Source organism: Kytococcus sedentarius DSM 20547, from assembly GCF_000023925.1.
GTDB classification, from domain to species: domain Bacteria; phylum Actinomycetota; class Actinomycetes; order Actinomycetales; family Dermatophilaceae; genus Kytococcus; species Kytococcus sedentarius.
Genome location: NC_013169.1, coordinates 876,848 through 891,831 on the forward strand (window position 1 = coordinate 876,848; position 14,984 = coordinate 891,831).

The 14,984-nt window shown below is 73.7% G+C and carries 13 protein-coding genes; 9 read left to right on the forward strand and 4 right to left on the reverse strand.

What is annotated here, in order from left to right; translation table 11 throughout:
- Window positions 1-48: 48 nt before the first annotated feature.
- The 3 genes from KSED_RS04185 to KSED_RS04195 all read left to right on the forward strand — a co-directional run bounded on the left by KSED_RS04185 (window position 49) and on the right by KSED_RS04195 (window position 3,091).
- On the forward strand, window positions 49-786 hold the full coding sequence (locus KSED_RS04185; RefSeq protein ID WP_012802331.1) for a ComF family protein: 738 nt from the start codon (window positions 49-51) through the stop codon (window positions 784-786).
- Window positions 787-1,012: 226 nt separating this feature from the next.
- The gene (gene hpf / locus KSED_RS04190; RefSeq protein WP_012802332.1) at window positions 1,013-1,750 is read left to right on the forward strand and encodes a ribosome hibernation-promoting factor, HPF/YfiA family; all 738 of its coding nucleotides are present in this window, start codon (window positions 1,013-1,015) and stop codon (window positions 1,748-1,750) included.
- 45 nt (window positions 1,751-1,795) lie between these two features.
- On the forward strand, window positions 1,796-3,091 hold the full coding sequence (locus tag KSED_RS04195) for a winged helix-turn-helix domain-containing protein (RefSeq protein WP_041291222.1): 1,296 nt from the start codon (window positions 1,796-1,798) through the stop codon (window positions 3,089-3,091).
- A gap of 46 nt (window positions 3,092-3,137) precedes the next feature.
- On the opposite strand, the gene KSED_RS04200 is transcribed toward KSED_RS04195, so the two are convergent.
- A complete protein-coding gene (locus KSED_RS04200) occupies window positions 3,138-5,627 on the reverse strand; it encodes a GNAT family N-acetyltransferase (RefSeq protein ID WP_012802334.1) in 2,490 nt (829 codons plus the stop codon).
- Between the two features lie 201 nt (window positions 5,628-5,828).
- On the opposite strand from KSED_RS04200, the gene secA reads away from it, so the two are divergent.
- Entirely contained in the window at window positions 5,829-8,534 is a 2,706-nt protein-coding gene (gene secA / locus KSED_RS04205; RefSeq protein WP_012802335.1) for a preprotein translocase subunit SecA, read from the forward strand.
- 86 nt (window positions 8,535-8,620) lie between these two features.
- Here the strand turns inward: secA and KSED_RS04210 are convergent, their stop codons facing one another.
- Together KSED_RS04210 and KSED_RS04215 are read right to left on the reverse strand one after the other, a co-directional pair.
- Window positions 8,621-9,007, reverse strand: a complete 387-nt coding sequence (locus KSED_RS04210; protein ID WP_012802336.1) for an Rv3235 family protein — start codon at window positions 9,005-9,007, stop codon at window positions 8,621-8,623.
- Window positions 9,004-9,756, reverse strand: a complete 753-nt coding sequence (locus KSED_RS04215) for a LysM peptidoglycan-binding domain-containing protein (protein ID WP_143827343.1) — start codon at window positions 9,754-9,756, stop codon at window positions 9,004-9,006. The genes KSED_RS04210 and KSED_RS04215 overlap by 4 nt, the downstream gene beginning before the upstream one ends.
- 127 nt (window positions 9,757-9,883) lie before the next feature.
- Between KSED_RS04215 and KSED_RS04220 the strand changes: the two genes are divergently transcribed.
- Window positions 9,884-10,426, forward strand: a complete 543-nt coding sequence (locus tag KSED_RS04220; RefSeq protein WP_012802338.1) for a hypothetical protein — start codon at window positions 9,884-9,886, stop codon at window positions 10,424-10,426.
- A gap of 2 nt (window positions 10,427-10,428) precedes the next feature.
- Here KSED_RS04220 and KSED_RS04225 read toward each other — a convergent pair whose 3' ends face one another.
- Complete coding sequence (locus KSED_RS04225) at window positions 10,429-10,659, reverse strand: helix-turn-helix domain-containing protein (protein ID WP_012802339.1); 231 nt, start codon at window positions 10,657-10,659, stop codon at window positions 10,429-10,431.
- 210 nt (window positions 10,660-10,869) lie between these two features.
- Here KSED_RS04225 and KSED_RS04235 point away from each other — a divergent pair, with 210 nt between their 5' ends.
- From KSED_RS04235 to pruA, 4 genes are all read left to right on the forward strand, one after another.
- Complete coding sequence (locus tag KSED_RS04235; protein WP_012802340.1) at window positions 10,870-11,529, forward strand: RcpC/CpaB family pilus assembly protein; 660 nt, start codon at window positions 10,870-10,872, stop codon at window positions 11,527-11,529.
- 316 nt (window positions 11,530-11,845) lie between these two features.
- Complete coding sequence (locus KSED_RS13460) at window positions 11,846-12,766, forward strand: CpaE/TadZ family protein (RefSeq protein ID WP_143827344.1); 921 nt, start codon at window positions 11,846-11,848, stop codon at window positions 12,764-12,766.
- A 4-nt stretch (window positions 12,767-12,770) separates the two neighbouring features.
- Complete coding sequence (locus KSED_RS04245; protein ID WP_012802341.1) at window positions 12,771-13,163, forward strand: hypothetical protein; 393 nt, start codon at window positions 12,771-12,773, stop codon at window positions 13,161-13,163.
- 172 nt (window positions 13,164-13,335) lie between these two features.
- Window positions 13,336-14,964, forward strand: a complete 1,629-nt coding sequence (gene pruA / locus KSED_RS04250; protein WP_012802342.1) for an L-glutamate gamma-semialdehyde dehydrogenase — start codon at window positions 13,336-13,338, stop codon at window positions 14,962-14,964.
- Window positions 14,965-14,984: the final 20 nt, after the last annotated feature.

Below are 14,984 nucleotides of genomic sequence, written 5' to 3' on the forward strand. Positions count from 1 at the left end.
CCTCGTGCACCTCCGACGGGGCCCGGCGGACGGTGGTTGACTTCGGCGGTGCGAGATTCCTGGGCAGCGGTCGGCGACCTGGCGCTGCCCCGCACCTGCGCCGGCTGTGGTGCCCCCGCCGCCCGGTGGTGTGAGGGGTGCCTGGAGGGTCTGGCGCAGGAGCTGGGCAGGGGGCTCGTGCGGGGACGGCTGGGTGACCTGCCGGTCTGGGCAGCCGGCGACTACGGCGGAGCCCTGCGCGCGGCCGTGGCGGCCTACAAGGACGGCGAGCGGCGCGACCTGCGGCCGGTGCTGTCTCGGGTGGCGCTGCCCGCGCTCGCTCGGGCCCTGGACGGGCTGACGGTGCCGCGGGCGGGAGCCGGGACGGTGTTGCCGCGGGACCGCCCTGCCCGGGTGGCCGTGGTGCCCGCCCCCTCGCGCGCGTCCACGGTGCGCGCCCGCGGTGACGACCCGGTCGCCGACCTCGCCCGGGCCACGGTGGCCCGGTGGCGGCAGACCCGGCCCGGGGGTCCGGAGGGCAGGGGGCCCGAGGTGGAGGTGGTGCGTGCGCTGCGGACGGTGGGCAGGGTGCAGGACCAGTCGCGGCTCACGCGGGCCGGCCGCCGCCGGAACCTGGCGGGTCACGTGGCCGTGCGCGCTGGGGTGCTCGCCGGGGACCGGCCGACGGCGGTGGTCCTCTTCGACGACGTGGTGACCACCGGGGCCACGGTCACGGCCTGCCGGGACGCGTTGCGCTCCACGGGGATCGCCCTGCTGGCCGTGGTGGCCTGTGCGCGGGTGCCCTGAGGGCGCGGGCGTGTCGGGGTGGAGGGCCATCCCAGACCCCTCGGTACGGGCTTCCTGAGCGTGCCCTGTGAGTCCTCGTGCACCCCTTGTCCGGGGGGTCGGGAAGCCGTAGTGTTCCGTCATGGAGCCCCACGACGAAGGGGGTGGTCGCCTGATCCACCGTTAGCAGGTGCAGCAACCACCGCGTTTGGGCCGCGAGACCGCGGCCACACCTTCAGGAGGACTCATGCAGATCACCGTCACCGGACGCCGGGCCCAGGTCACCGACCGCTTCCGCCGCCACGTGGACGAGAAGCTCGAGCGGCTCGCCGACATCGCCCCGGACATCTCCCGCTGCGAGGTCCTGTGGACCCACGAGCCGAACCCGCGGCGGAGCGAGGACGCCGAGCGCATCGAGATCACCTGCCACGACAAGCGGACCGTCGTGCGGGCCGAGGCATCCGCGGAGCGTGAGTACGAGGCCCTCGATGCGGTGATGGCCAAGGTGACCGAGCGGGTGCGTCGCCTCCACGACCGGCGCAAGGTGCACAAGGGACGTCCCAAGGGGTCCTCCGTGGCCGCGGCGACCGCCGCCCTGGAGCCCGTGGCCAACGGCGAGTCGATCGTCGAGGAGGCCAAGCGCCGCCAGCGCGAGCAGGAGCTGATCGAGGCCGGCGTGGACATCTCGATGCTGCCCAGCGACCCCGTGGTGGCCGGGCTCGGCGGGGACGCCAACTGCCCCATCTCGGTGCGCACGAAGGTGCACCAGGCCGAGCCGATGACCCTGGACCAGGCGCTGGCGCGCATGGAGCTGGTCGGCCACGACTTCTACCTCTACGTCGACGCGGAGACCTCCCGGCCCAGCGTGGTCTACCGACGCCACGGCTGGAGCTACGGCGTGATCCACCTCGACCCGGCCGAGGAGGGCGCCCCCGGGGCGAGTGCCGCGGCAGGTGACGAGGCGCAGCAGACCACCGCGGCCTGACGGCGGTGGGGTGCCGTGGGCGGGCACCCGGTCTACGGTGACCGGGTGCCCGCTCCGCTGTCCGCTCACACGCCCGAACCATCCGGCCAGACCGGCTCCTCCCGCCCGCCGCGCCTGACCCTGCGGGCGGCCCGCCGCATCGCGTTGCTCTCGCAGGGCTTCGGCAGGCGGCGCCCGGAGCCGCTGGGTCAGTCGCACCTCCTGGCGGTGGTGCGGCGCATGGGCATCGTGCAGATCGACTCGGTGAACGTGCTGGTGCGCAGCCAGTACCTGCCGCTGTTCGCCCGCCTCGGCCCCTACGACCGGTCGCTCCTGGACGGCCTGCGCGACGGCCGGGGACCCTCCGGGCGTCGGACCCGGCACCGGCTGGTGGAGTACTGGGCCCACGAGGCCTCCCTGGTGCCGGTGGAGGACTGGCCGTTGTACGGCTTCCGCATGCGGCGGGCCCACGAGGACGCCTGGGGAGGCATGCGCCGGGTGGCCGCCGAGCACCCCGACCTGGTCGATGAGGTGCAGCGGGTCGTGGTCCAGCGGGGGCCGATCTCCGCAGCCCGCATCGAGGACCTGCTCGAGCACGCCGAGGAGGTGGGCCGCGAGCACTGGGGGTGGAACTGGTCGCTGGTCAAGGCGGCCTGCGAGCACCTGTTCTGGGCCGGCCGCATCACCTCGGCCGGGCGCGGGTCCGCCTTCGAGCGGCTGTACGCGGCCCCCGAGGCGGTGCTCCCGCCCGATGCGGTGACGGCCGGGCCGCTGGGCGAGTCCCCCCTGTCCGAGGACGAGGCGTTCATCCGACTGGTGCGGCGGGCGGCGGTGGCCCACGGCATCGGGACCCTTCGGTGCCTGCGGGACCACGCGCGGCTCTCGGTGGCGCAGGCGGCTCCGGCGGTCGAGCGTCTGCTCGCCTCCGGGGAGCTGCAGGAGGTGGAGGTGCCGGGCTGGTCGCGTGCGGGCGCGCCGGTGTACCTCCACCGCGACGCGCCGCGCCCGCGTCCGGTGGGTGCCCGTGCTCTGCTCAGCCCGTTCGACCCGGTCGTGTGGCAGCGGGAGCGGGCCGAGGCGCTGTTCGGCTTCCGCTACCGCATCGAGATCTACACCCCGGCCGAGCAGCGGGTGCACGGGTACTACGTGCTGCCCTTCCTGTTCGGCGACGACCTGGTGGCCCGGGTGGACCTCAAGGCCGACCGCGCCGCCGGGGTGCTCCGGGCGCCGGCCGTGCACCTGGAGCCCGGCTGCCCGCCCGAGGCCGTGCCGGCCCTGCACGAGGCGCTCGCGGAGATGGCCGGCTGGCTGGGGCTGGACCGCGTGGAGGCCGCCGACGCGGTGGAGTCACCCGTCGCCTGAGCCGGCGGGTCCCCGGCGGAGCGTGCGGCCCACCGGGGACCGGGAGTCACTCGGCGGGCAGGTCCGTCGGCAGCAGGTCGTACCGCTGCAGGTCGACCAGGGAACCGTCGCCGAGCTCCTCGGCCAGCCGCAGGGTCCCGACCGGGTGGAACCCGACGGCCTCGATGGCGCGGCGCGAGCCCTCGTTGCCGCGGGCGTGCGCGATGGCGAGGCGGTGCAGCCCCATGCCGTTCGCCTCCCGCGGGGTGAGTGCGTGCCGCACGACGCGACGCAGGGCCGCGGTCACGATGCCGCGACGGCGGGCGTCCGGGTGCACCCAGTAGCCGATCAGGTTCCGCTGGCCGGGTCCCTGGACGTCGATCATGCCCAGGACGGTTCCGTCGGCCGACCGGATGGCCCAGCCCACCCAGGTGCCCTCGGCCGCGCCCGCTGCCAGGGCGACGGCGTACCCGCGGGCGTCCTGGCGGGAGTAGTCCGGACGGATGCGGCCCGGACCCCCCAGCCAGTGCACGGACTGCGGGTCACGGCAGGCCTCCACCACGCGGGCCAGGTCCTCGTCGGAGGTCGTCAGCGCCGAGAGGGTGAGCTCTTCTCCGTCGGCGGTGGTGCACTCCAGCGTGCACGGGGCGAGTGCCTGCTCCCGGGCTGCACGGGCGACCCGTGCGCGATCCGTGCCGGCCAGCCAGTGCCAGTGCGTGATGGCGTAGCGCTCGCCGGCGGGGTCGGCCGCGTCGACGGGGTGCGCGGCGGGCTCGGTGCCCCACTGGGTGAAGCCCGCACGCCTCAGCACGTGCTGGGAGGCCACGTTGTGCTCGTGGGTGGTGGCCAACACGCGGTGCCGCCCGAGCCCGCCCTGGGCCACCGGCTTGACCACGAAGGGAAGCACCAGGTCCAGCGCCCGCCCGACGACCCCCTTTCCACGGTGGGCCGGGTTCACCCAGTAGCCCACCTCCGCGGTGTCGGGGAAGTGCCGGTCCGCCAGACCCAGCAGGTTCACCGCGCCCAGCAGCTCGCCGGCCTCGTCGGTGCCCGCGGCCCCGACGACCGCCCAGGTCAGGTCCGTGCCGGCGATGCGGCGCCGCGCCCGCTGCGCGACGTACTCGCGCGCCTCTGCCTCGCTCCCCGGCGCGCCCATGTACCGCCAGTGCTCGGCGGCCCCGGGCAGTGCCGCGAGCGCCGGCACGTCCGCCTCGGTGAAGGGCCGCAGCACGACGCCCTCGCCCTCGAGCACCGGGTGCGGGAGCCCCGCCTCCGCCCGCCCACGGGGCGCCGCAGCGGGCAGCGCAGCCGGGGGAGTGCCGGGCACCGAGCCCGCCGGGAGCGCGGCCTCGTTGAGCAGTTCGAAGGTCCACGCGTCGTCGAGCTCCTCCAGCGACCCGGCGCTCGCCGTCTCGCGCCCGACCACCCGGAACCCGGCCCGCAGGTGCGCCCCGATCGAGCCGTGGTTCGCCGCCTCGCACCCCGACGCGATGCGGACCAGCCCCAGCCCGCCTTCGGCCTCGGGCGTGAAGGCGTGGTCCATCGCGGCCAGGAGCCCGGCGTGCAGCAGCCCGGTCCCGCGCCCGGCCGGGTGCATCCAGAAGGCCAGCTGCGCGGTGCCCGGGTAGTAGGGGTGCCCGAGCCGGAACAGGCTCACCCCACCGAGCGCCTCGTCGGTGGTCGGGTCGCACACGGCCCAGTGCACGGCCTCGCCGCTGGCCATCCGCTCGCGCAGGCCCGTCAGCCAGGTGCCGTAGGCCGCCTCGTCGGCTGGCGGCACGGCCGTCGACATGAACCGCTGACCCAGCTCGTCGGGCCCCGATGCGGGCCGGTCGCCCTCGGTGAACGCGCGCAGCCGCACCGCGGGCACCTCGCGCCCGCGCCCGTCGGTGCCGGCCGGGGCCTCGAGCACCACGGCCTCGCGCCACGGGTGGGCCGGCTCCATCGCGTCGCCGGCCGACCAGACGCCCAGCCACCCGTCGAAGGTCTCGCGCTCCTGGGGCATGAGCGCCCGCAGGCCGGGGGAGAACCGGAAGCCCAGCCGCCACCCGGCCCGGCGCGAGGCCCAGTTGCCCACCGCGCTCTTCCAGTGCAGCACCTCCAGTCCCCCCTGCGCCGTCGCCCACCCCATCGCGAGACGGCACGCGGCGGCCATGACCCCGCGGCCCCGCGCGTCCGGGTGCAGCACCAGGCCCATCTCGCCCACCCCGCCACCGATGGGGCGGACCTCCACCTGGCCGGCGAAGGTCCACTCGCCCGCCTCGTCCCGGACGTCGACGGCCCAGCCCATCACCCCCGAGTCGTCGCCGGCGGCGCGCTTCTCCCACCCGGCGTGCATGTGGCCCACCCACCACTGCGCCTCGCCGTCGCCGTAAGGCTGCGGCACGGTGGTCCACTCCACGGCGACCGGGTCGTTGGAGGTCTCCACGATGGCGGGTGCGTCGCCCGCATCGTGCAGGCGCAGACGCACCCGCTCACCGGTGAGCGTCGGGCAGGCCGTCGCGGCGGGGGAGCTGGTGGCGGGCTGCGGTGGACGGGCGGTCTGATCCTGCGACATGGCCCCATCCAACACGGGCGCCCCCGGAGAACGCACCCCGGTTCACACCTCGCGCCGGCGGGAGGGTCACGATCCGGCCACGGTCCGCCCGCCCCGGCCGGTGCGTCCCCCGGCACGGGGACGAGGTCAACTAGGCTGTCCCAGCCGCCGGGCGGAGTGTGGACCCCGCAGCGGCACCGGAACACACCGAGGAGACCATCCGTGCCCAAGATCATCGACCGAGTCCTGCGCGCCGGCGAGGGCCGCGTGCTGAAGCGGTTGCAGGGGATCGCTGATGCGGTCAACGCGCAGGAGGCGGGCATCCAGGGGCTCACCGACGCCGAGCTGCTGGAGCAGACCGACCGTTTCCGGGCCCGCCTGGCCGACGGCGAGACGTTGGACGACCTGCTGCCCGAGGCCTTCGCCACCGTCCGTGAGGCCGCGGTGCGCACCCTCGGCAAGCGGCACTTCGACGTGCAGATCATGGGTGGGGCTGCGCTGCACCACGGGTCGGTGGCCGAGATGAAGACCGGTGAGGGCAAGACGCTGGTGGCCACGCTGCCGAGCTACCTCAACGCGCTCACCGGCAAGGGCGTCCACGTCGTGACCGTCAACGACTACCTGGCCGAGTACCAGGCCGAGCTCATGGGGCGTGTCCACCGCTTCCTGGGGTTGGAGACCGGTGTGATCCTGTCCAAGCTCTCCCCGGCCCAGCGCCGCGAGGAGTACCGCAAGGACATCACCTACGGCACGAACAACGAGTTCGGCTTCGACTACCTACGCGACAACATGGCCTGGTCCACCAGCGACCTGGTGCAGCGCGAGCACCACTACGCCATCGTCGACGAGGTGGACTCGATCCTCATCGACGAGGCCCGTACGCCGCTGATCATCTCCGGCCCGGGCGACCAGGCGACGAGCTGGTACACCACCTTCGCCACGCTGGCCGGCATGCTGGAGAAGGGCACGGCGGCCGACAAGCTCAAGGGCATCGAGGCCACCGGCGACTACGAGGTGGACATCAAGAAGCGCACCGTCGGCGTGCTGGAGTCCGGCATCGAGAAGGTGGAGGACTACCTCGGGGTCCACAACCTCTACGAGGCGCGCAACACCCCGCTGATCGGTTACCTGAACAACGCCATCAAGGCCAAGGAGCTGTTCACCAAGGACAAGGACTACGTCGTCATGGACGGTGAGGTCCACATCGTCGACGAGCACACCGGGCGCCTGCTCAAGGGCCGCCGTTACAACGACGGCATCCACCAGGCCATCGAGGCCAAGGAGCAGGTGGAGATCAAGCAGGAGAACCAGACCCTGGCCACGGTCACCCTGCAGAACTACTTCCGCATGTACGACAAGCTCGCCGGCATGACCGGTACCGCCCAGACCGAGGCGGCCGAGCTGCACTCGATCTACAAGCTGGACGTGGTGCCGATCCCCACCAACCGCCCGATGCAGCGGCAGGACCAGGCGGATTTGGTCTTCGCCAAGGCCAAGGGCAAGTTCGACGCGGTGGTTGAGGACATCGTCGAGCGCCACCGCAGGGGCCAGCCGGTGCTGGTGGGCACCACCAGCGTGAGCAAGTCCGAGTACCTCTCCGAGCAGCTCACGGCGCGCGGTGTGCAGCACGAGGTGCTGAACGCCAAGTACCACGAGCAGGAGGCCGCGATCGTGGCCGAGGCCGGGCGCAAGGGCGCGGTCACGGTGGCCACCAACATGGCCGGTCGAGGCACCGACATCATGCTGGGCGGCAGCCCGGAGTTCATGGCCGTCGCGTCGCTGAAGAAGCGTGGGCTGGACCCCGACGAGCAGCCCGAGGCCTACGAGGCGGCCTGGGACGAGGCGCTGGCGCGGGCCGAGAAGGCCGTGCAGACCGAGCACCAGGAGGTGCTGGAACTGGGCGGCCTGTACGTGCTGGGTACCGAGCGCCACGACTCGCGCCGCATCGACAACCAGCTGCGGGGCCGTTCGGGACGCCAGGGTGACCCCGGCGAGAGCCGCTTCTACCTCTCGCTCGAGGACGACCTGATGGTCCGGTTCAACTCGGGGCTGATGCAGCGTGCGATGGCGGGCGCCGACCCGGACACGCCGCTGGAGTTCGGCATGCTCACCAAGGCGATCGAACGCGCGCAGACGCAGGTGGAGAGCCAGAACTTCGAGTCGCGCAAGAATGTGCTCAAGTACGACGACGTGCTCAACCGCCAGCGCGAGGTCATCTACGCCGAGCGCAAGCGTGTGCTGGAGGGGGCGGACCTGGAGAGTCAGGTGCGTCACTTCATCAACGACGTGATCATCGGCTACGTGCAGGGTGCGACCGTCCACGGCTACGCCGAGGACTGGGACTTTGACGAGCTCTGGGGTGCGCTGGAGGAGCTCTACCCGGTCTCGCTCACGGTGGACGACATCGTCGAGGCCGCCGGCGGCATCGGTGGCGTGGACGCGGGCCTGCTCATCGACGAGCTGACCTCGGACGCCCAGCACGCCTACGACGCGCGCGAGCAGGCGATGGGGGAGACCGTCATGCGCCAGCTGGAGCGCCGCGTGGTGCTCGGCGTGCTGGACCGCAAGTGGCGCGAGCACCTCTACGAGATGGACTACCTCAAGGAGGGCATCGGCCTGCGCTCGATGGCGCAGCGCGACCCCCTGGTGGAGTACCAGCGTGAGGGCTACCAGATGTTCGGCGTCATGGCCGACTCCATCAAGGAAGAGGCCGTGATGGGTCTGTTCAGCGTGGAGCCCAGCGCCCAGGGCGTGCAGGCCGTCGCCGCGGGCGAGCAGCGCCGCAAGCACGGCGGGGCCGTGGACGCGAACGAGGACCAGGCCAGTTGGCAGTACACCGCGCCCACGGCCGAGGGCGGCGTGGAGCGACGCAACGCCACCGGCCAGAGCGGCAACCGCGCCCAGCGCCGGGCGGCGCAGCGGGGCTGACCCGGACCGGGCCGGGCGAGTCACGCACGAGGGCGGGGCAGGGAACGCATTCCCTGCCCCGCCCTCCGGTGCGTCCGGGCCCGGGCTCAGCCGACCTCCAGCACGGTGAGCAACCACCGCCCGTCGAGCCCCTCCAGGCGGAGCGCCAGGGCACGCACCTGGTTGCGGATCACCACGACGGCGGTGACCTCCACGATGCCGTCGCGCACGTGGCAGGCGCGGACCGTGCGCACGCCGGTGGCCCCGGTGGCGGTCCCGAAGCGGCGGGAGAGCGCGTTGCGCCGGGCCAGCCGGGTGAGGATGTCGGGCGCCACCCAGCGGGTGAGCTGCTGCGGGTCGCGGGAGCCCTCCATGACCTCGATGATCGACCGGCTGAGGTGCGCCGCCCAGGGGAGGGCCGGGCTGAGGTCGGCGGTGGAGGTGGGCTGACGGTCGAAGAAGCCGATCTCGGCTGCGCCCTGCTGCGCCCTCATCGGTCGGCCCCCGTCCCGGTGGCGGGTGCCTCCAGGCGCGTGCCCGGGAGCAGCAGGTGGGGATCGGCGCCGATCACCTCGCGGTTGGCGGCGTACCAGAGCCGCCACTCGGCATCGACGGCCGGAGCCGAGGCCTGCGGACCGAGCGAGCGGGCGGCGATCTCCCACAGGGTGTCCCCGGGCGCGACGGTCACCGTCCGGTCCGTCGCGGTGGTCCCGGGCTCGGGCTCGGGCTCGGGCTCGGTGGACGATGCCGGCGCCGGACCCGGGGGCAGGGGCTCCTCGGGCGGGGTGGCCTGGCCCGGCGTCACGGGGGCCGTGGACGACGCGGGCGCGAGGGTGGACAGGTCCAGCGGGTCCGGGGTGTCCTGGGCGTGGGCCGCTGCCGGGGAGGTGAGGACGCCGAGGACCAGGGACACCACGGCGCCCCCTCCCCAGGGACCGAGGCGCTCGCGCACCCCAGCCACCGCACCCCCCAGGCGGCCGGGGAGTCCGGCGAGCGCCTCCAGGGCGAAGCCGGCCGCGAGCCAGGCCACCACCACGGCCAGGGCCGCCTGGACCAGCCACCCGAGGGGTTCCAGGGGTTCGGGTGCGCCCCAAGCAGATCGTGCCCCGGCGAGCGCGCGGTGGCCGACCACCCAGGCGGCGGCCGAGCAGGCCACGGCCACGGCGGCGGCCAGGAGGCGCGCGGTGTGGGCAGTGCTCCGGGGGTTCGCGGTCCCGGTCGCGTGCGTCCATTCCATCGTCATCACCTGTCGTCCAGGGGAGGGTCCCCGTGTGTCGGTGATCACGAATGTACTCGTTTGATGGAGTTTGGTGAAGAGTGATGGTGATGTCTGTGGATGAACAGCCGTCCGGGCTGGCTACGGTGGGCGCATGACCTCGCGTTGGGACGACCTGTTCGCAGACCTGGAGGGCCAGTTGGCCGCGCACCGGCGCGCCGAGCTCGAGGACGAGGTGGCCGAGCGGGTCCGCATCGAGCGTGCGCGCATCGGGCTGGCGGACCGCCTGGCGGCGCACCTGGACCGCCGCCTCACGCTGCGGACCGCCGACGGGGGGACGGTCACCGGTGACCTGCGAGAGCTCGGCAGTGACTGGGCGCGGCTCGAGGCGGAGCGCGCCCACCTGGTCCTCCCCCTGGCGGCGGTGCACGGCGTCCTGGGCCTGGGGCCGAGGTCGCGGCCGGGCGAGGGGGACGTCCGGCGGCGCATCACCTGGGGCACGGTGCTGCGGGGTCTCTCGCGGGACCGACTGCCGGTGCGGGTGGCGCTGGTGACCGGTCATGTCCTCGAGGGGCGGGTCGAGCGGGTGCTCGCGGACCACCTCGACCTCGTCGTCGGGCACGAGGCGCGCGAGGCCCTGGCCGTCGAGTCGGTGGTCCTCAGCGCGGTCTGCTGGATCAGCGGCCGCGAGGAGTGAGCTCAGGCCTCGGTGGTCTCGGCCGGGCTCCCGGGGGACTCGACCATGGCCCGGGTGGCGGCGTACTGGCGCTGGATGTACCGCTCCAGCTCGTCGAGCTCCACCCGCCACTGCCCGCGACCGCCGACCTTGATGGCGGGGAGCTCGCCGGAACGGACCAGGGCATAGGCCTGGCTGGCGGAGATGTCCAGGGTCTCGGCGACGTCGCTGAGCGCCATGAACCGTCGTGCCATCGTTCCTCCTGTTCGCCGCGTGCCGGGGCCGGGGTGGTTGTCCACAGGTTCTGGGAGAGACCTGACCCATTCGTGACCTCTCGTTCATCCTAGGTCGGCACGGTCGTTCCGCGGCGATCGCGGTCCACAGGAGAGAAGGAGCAGGTGATGGCAGGGGTCAGGTCCTCTCGGCACCCGGCAGCCCCACAGTCAGGGGAGCCCGATCAGGCGGTGCCGGACAGCCCGGTGGCACAACGGCTGCGCAGGCCCCGGTGGACGGACGCCCGCCTCCTGGTGGGCGGAGCCCTGGTGCTGGCGGCGACCCTCGCGGGGGCCGCTCTGCTGGGGCAGGACGAGGGCCCCCGGCACTGGGTCGCGGCGGCGGACCTCCCCACCGGCCATGTGCTGGGCAGCGAGGACCTGCGTCCGGTGGAGGGAAGCTCGCCCGAGGGGGTCTACCTCACCGGTGACGACCCCCTGGCCGACCGGGCCGGTCAGGTGGTCCTGCGCCCGGTCGGCCAGGGGGAGTTCCTCCCCGTCGCGGACCTCGGCGGGGCAGACCGGCTCGACCTGCGCCGGGTCTCGCTCGAGGTGTCCCCCGGGAGCGCGGCCACGTTGAGCCCGGGCTCCGTGGTGGACCTGTGGGCCACGCCGCGTGCCGTGGCGGGGGAGAAGAAGCGCCCGACACCTCGCCAGGTGCTGGCCGGGGCGGAGGTGGCCCGCGTGCAGGAGGCCGGTGACCGGCTCGCCGGGGGCGACCAGACGGTCGCGGTCGACTTCCTGGTGTCCACCGACCAGGTGGAGGAGCTCCTGGCCGAGACCGGCTCCGAAGCCGAGGTGACGGCCGTCCCGTTGGCGGGCTCGCCGGGCAGCGCGGGGGCAGGGTCGTGAGCGCGGACCTGCTGCTGGCCGTGGAGCCCGCGTGGGACCCGGCCCTGGCGGCGACGCTGAGCCAGGTCCCCGGTGCCCGCGTGGTGCGCCGCTGTGCGGACGTCGCCGACTTGCTGGGGGTGGCCGAGGCCGGTGTCGGCGAGGTGGCCGTGGTCTCCGGGGGGCTGCGTGACATGGACCGGGAGTGTGTGGAGGCACTGCGTTCCGTGGGCATCGCCGTGGTGGGGGTGCACCCTGAGGGGGACGAGTCGGTGCAGCGTCGGTTGGCCCAGTGGGGAGTCGCCGTCCTGGCCCCGTACACCGCCACGGCCCGCGAGTGGGAGGAGCTGCTGGCCCGCGCCGCGGCGTCCACTGCGGAACCGGCCGGGGTGCCCCGCAGGGGGCCACCGCGTCGGGGGACCACGCGCCGGACCAGGACGAGGCCGCTCCGGACGGCGGGCTCCCGTCTGGTGCCGTCGTGGCGGTGTGGGGACCGCCGGGGGCACCCGGCCGCTCGACCGTGGCCCTGGAGCTCGCGGCGCTGCTCGCGGCGGACCAGGAGGTGCTGCTCGTGGACGGGGACACCCACGCCCCGGGCCTGGCCCAGCACCTCGCCCTCATGGACGACGCCTCCGGGCTGGTGGCCGCGGCCCGCGCCGCCGACGAGGGTCGCCTCGACGTCCCGGCCCTCGCGGCAGCGGCCCGCACGGTGCGTCCCGGTCTGCGGGTCCTCACCGGCATCGGCCGTGCCGACCGGTGGCCGGAGGTGCGCGCCGGGGCAGCCCAGCGCGTGATCGACAACGCCCGGCGGCTGGCGGCGCTCACGGTGGTCGACCTCCACGCGACCCTGGAGGACGACGAGGTGCTCTCGTACGACACCCGGGCACCACGTCGCAACGCGCTGGCGCTGACGGTGCTGGCCGAAGCCGACCTCGTCGTGGTCGTCGGGGGCGCCGACGCCATCGCCCTGCAGCGGTTGGTGCGTGGCCTGGACACCCTCGGGTCCGTGGTGCCCGGCACCCCGCAGGTGCTGGTGCTGAACCGGGCCCGCCGATCGGCGGCGCGGGAGGCCGAGCTGCGGGAGACGGCCGAGCGGCACCTCGCGCGGGGCGTGGACGTGGTGGTGCCGGAGGACCGGGCGACCGTGGACCGCGCCGTGCTGATCGGTGAACCGGTCACCTGGAGCGCCCCCCGCTCGACGGTGGCACGCCGGTTGGCGCAGGTCGGTGAACTGGTGACCGAGCGCGTGCCACGATGAACCCATGAGCCGTCACGCCGATCGCACCCGGGCCTTCGCCGCCGTGAGTTCCGCCGAGTTCGCCACCCTCGCGTCCGGGGACCCCGTCACGCCCGAGGCCGGCTGGCAGCTCGCGGGGGAGCCGGGGGTCGAACCGCCCGAGGAGGCCTCCGAGGAGGCGATGGAGGCCGCTGCCGACGCGGCCGTCGCACGCTCCTGGCCGGTGCTGGTCCTGGCCGCGGACCTCGAGGGGTCGTCCGGCCCCCAGCCGACGCAGGAGCTGCGGCTCCGTGACGTGGCGGCCTTCCACCTGGGCGATGACGTGGTCTCCAACGGGCGACTGGAGGCCGGCCCGCCGTGGGAGCTGTCCTGGTACGACGCGGCCGAGGTGGACGAGGTGCGGCGCCTCCTGGGTTGACCCGGGACGGCACCCCAGTCACGCCGAGGCCACTGGCGGGTGACGCCTCCCGCCGCCCTCCGGAGTGGGGAGCGCATGGCACGATGGGAGCAGTGTGCCTGTGAAACAAGGCGCCGGGGTCTCGCGTTGACGCCTGTGGCCCTCCACCATCCCCCCCGCGAAGGAGATCTTCATGGATGCTGTGACGCACCCGCCGCTCCCGGTGAACGAGCCGGTCAAGGACTACGCCCCGGGCAGCCCGGAGCGCGCTGAACTCGAGGTCGCCCTCGCGGAGATCGCGGCCAACCCGGTGGACCTGCCGCACATCATTGGCGGAGAGCGCGTCACCGGCTCCGGCAAGAAGATCGAGGTCGTGCAGCCCCACGCCCACGCCAAGGTGCTCGGCACCCTGCGCGACGGCACGCGTGCGGACGCCCGCAAGGCGATCGACGCCGCCCAGGCGGCCCGCCCGGCGTGGCAGGCCCTGTCCTTCGACGACCGCGCCGGCATCCTGCTCAAGGCCGCCGAGCTGCTGACCGGCCCGTGGCGCGCGCGCATGAACGCCGCGACGATGCTGGGCCAGTCCAAGACCCCCCTGCAGGCCGAGATCGAGGCCGCCTGCGAGATGGCGGACTTCTGGCGCTTCAACGTGCAGTTCGCCCGCGAGCTCCTGGAGGAGCAGCCCCCGGTCAGCCCCAAGGGTGTCTGGAACCGCATGGAGTACCGCCCGCTGGACGGCTTCGTCTACGCGGTGAGCCCGTTCAACTTCACCGCCATCGCCGGCAACCTGCCGACCGCCCCGGCCCTGATGGGCAACACGGTCGTGTGGAAGCCGTCCACCACCCAGGCCCGCTCCGCGCAGCTGATCATGGAGCTCCTGGAGGAGGCCGGCATGCCCGCTGGCGTCATCAACCTGGTGCACGGCACCGGCCCGGACATCTCCGAGGAGGTGCTGTCCGACCCGAACTTCGCCGGCCTGCACTTCACCGGCTCCACCGGCACCTTCAAGTCGCTGTGGCGCACCATCGGCGAGAACCTGGACAGCTACCGCCAGTACCCCCGCATCGTGGGCGAGACCGGTGGCAAGGACTTCGTCGTCGCCCACCCCACGGCCGACCGCAAGGTGCTGATCACCGCCATGCTGCGGGGCGCCTTCGAGTACCAGGGTCAGAAGTGCTCCGCGGCCTCGCGCGCCTACGTGCCGAAGTCCATCTGGGAGGACATCAAGGACGACGTGGTCCAGCGGACCGAGGCCCTCACCATGGGTGACGTCACCGACTTCTCCAACTTCATGGGCGCCGTCATCGACGACCGTGCGTTCGCCAAGCACAAGGCCGCCATCGACGCCGCGCACGCGGACCCGAAGGTGGAGGTCGTCGCCGGCGGCACCTACGACGACTCCGAGGGCTACTTCGTGCGCCCGACCGTCGTGGTGGTGCAGGACCCGGAGCACGAGATGCTCACCACCGAGTACTTCGGCCCGATCCTGGCCGTCCTGGTGTACGAGGACGACGACTTCGAGGGCATGCTCGACCAGATGAAGGACGTCACGGAGTACGCCCTGACCGGTGCCGTGATCGCGCGCGACCGCACCGCGATCGCCCGCGCGACCGAGGTGCTGCGCTTCTCGGCCGGCAACTTCTACATCAACGACAAGCCCACCGGGGCCATCGTCGGGCAGCAGCCCTTCGGCGGCGCCGGGGCCTCCGGCACCAACGACAAGGCCGGTTCCAAGATGAACCTGCTGCGTTGGATGAGCGCCCGCTCCATCAAGGAGACCTTCGTGGCGCCCACCAGCGAGGCCTACCCGCACATGGGCTGACCCGCGGGCCCCTTCTCGCG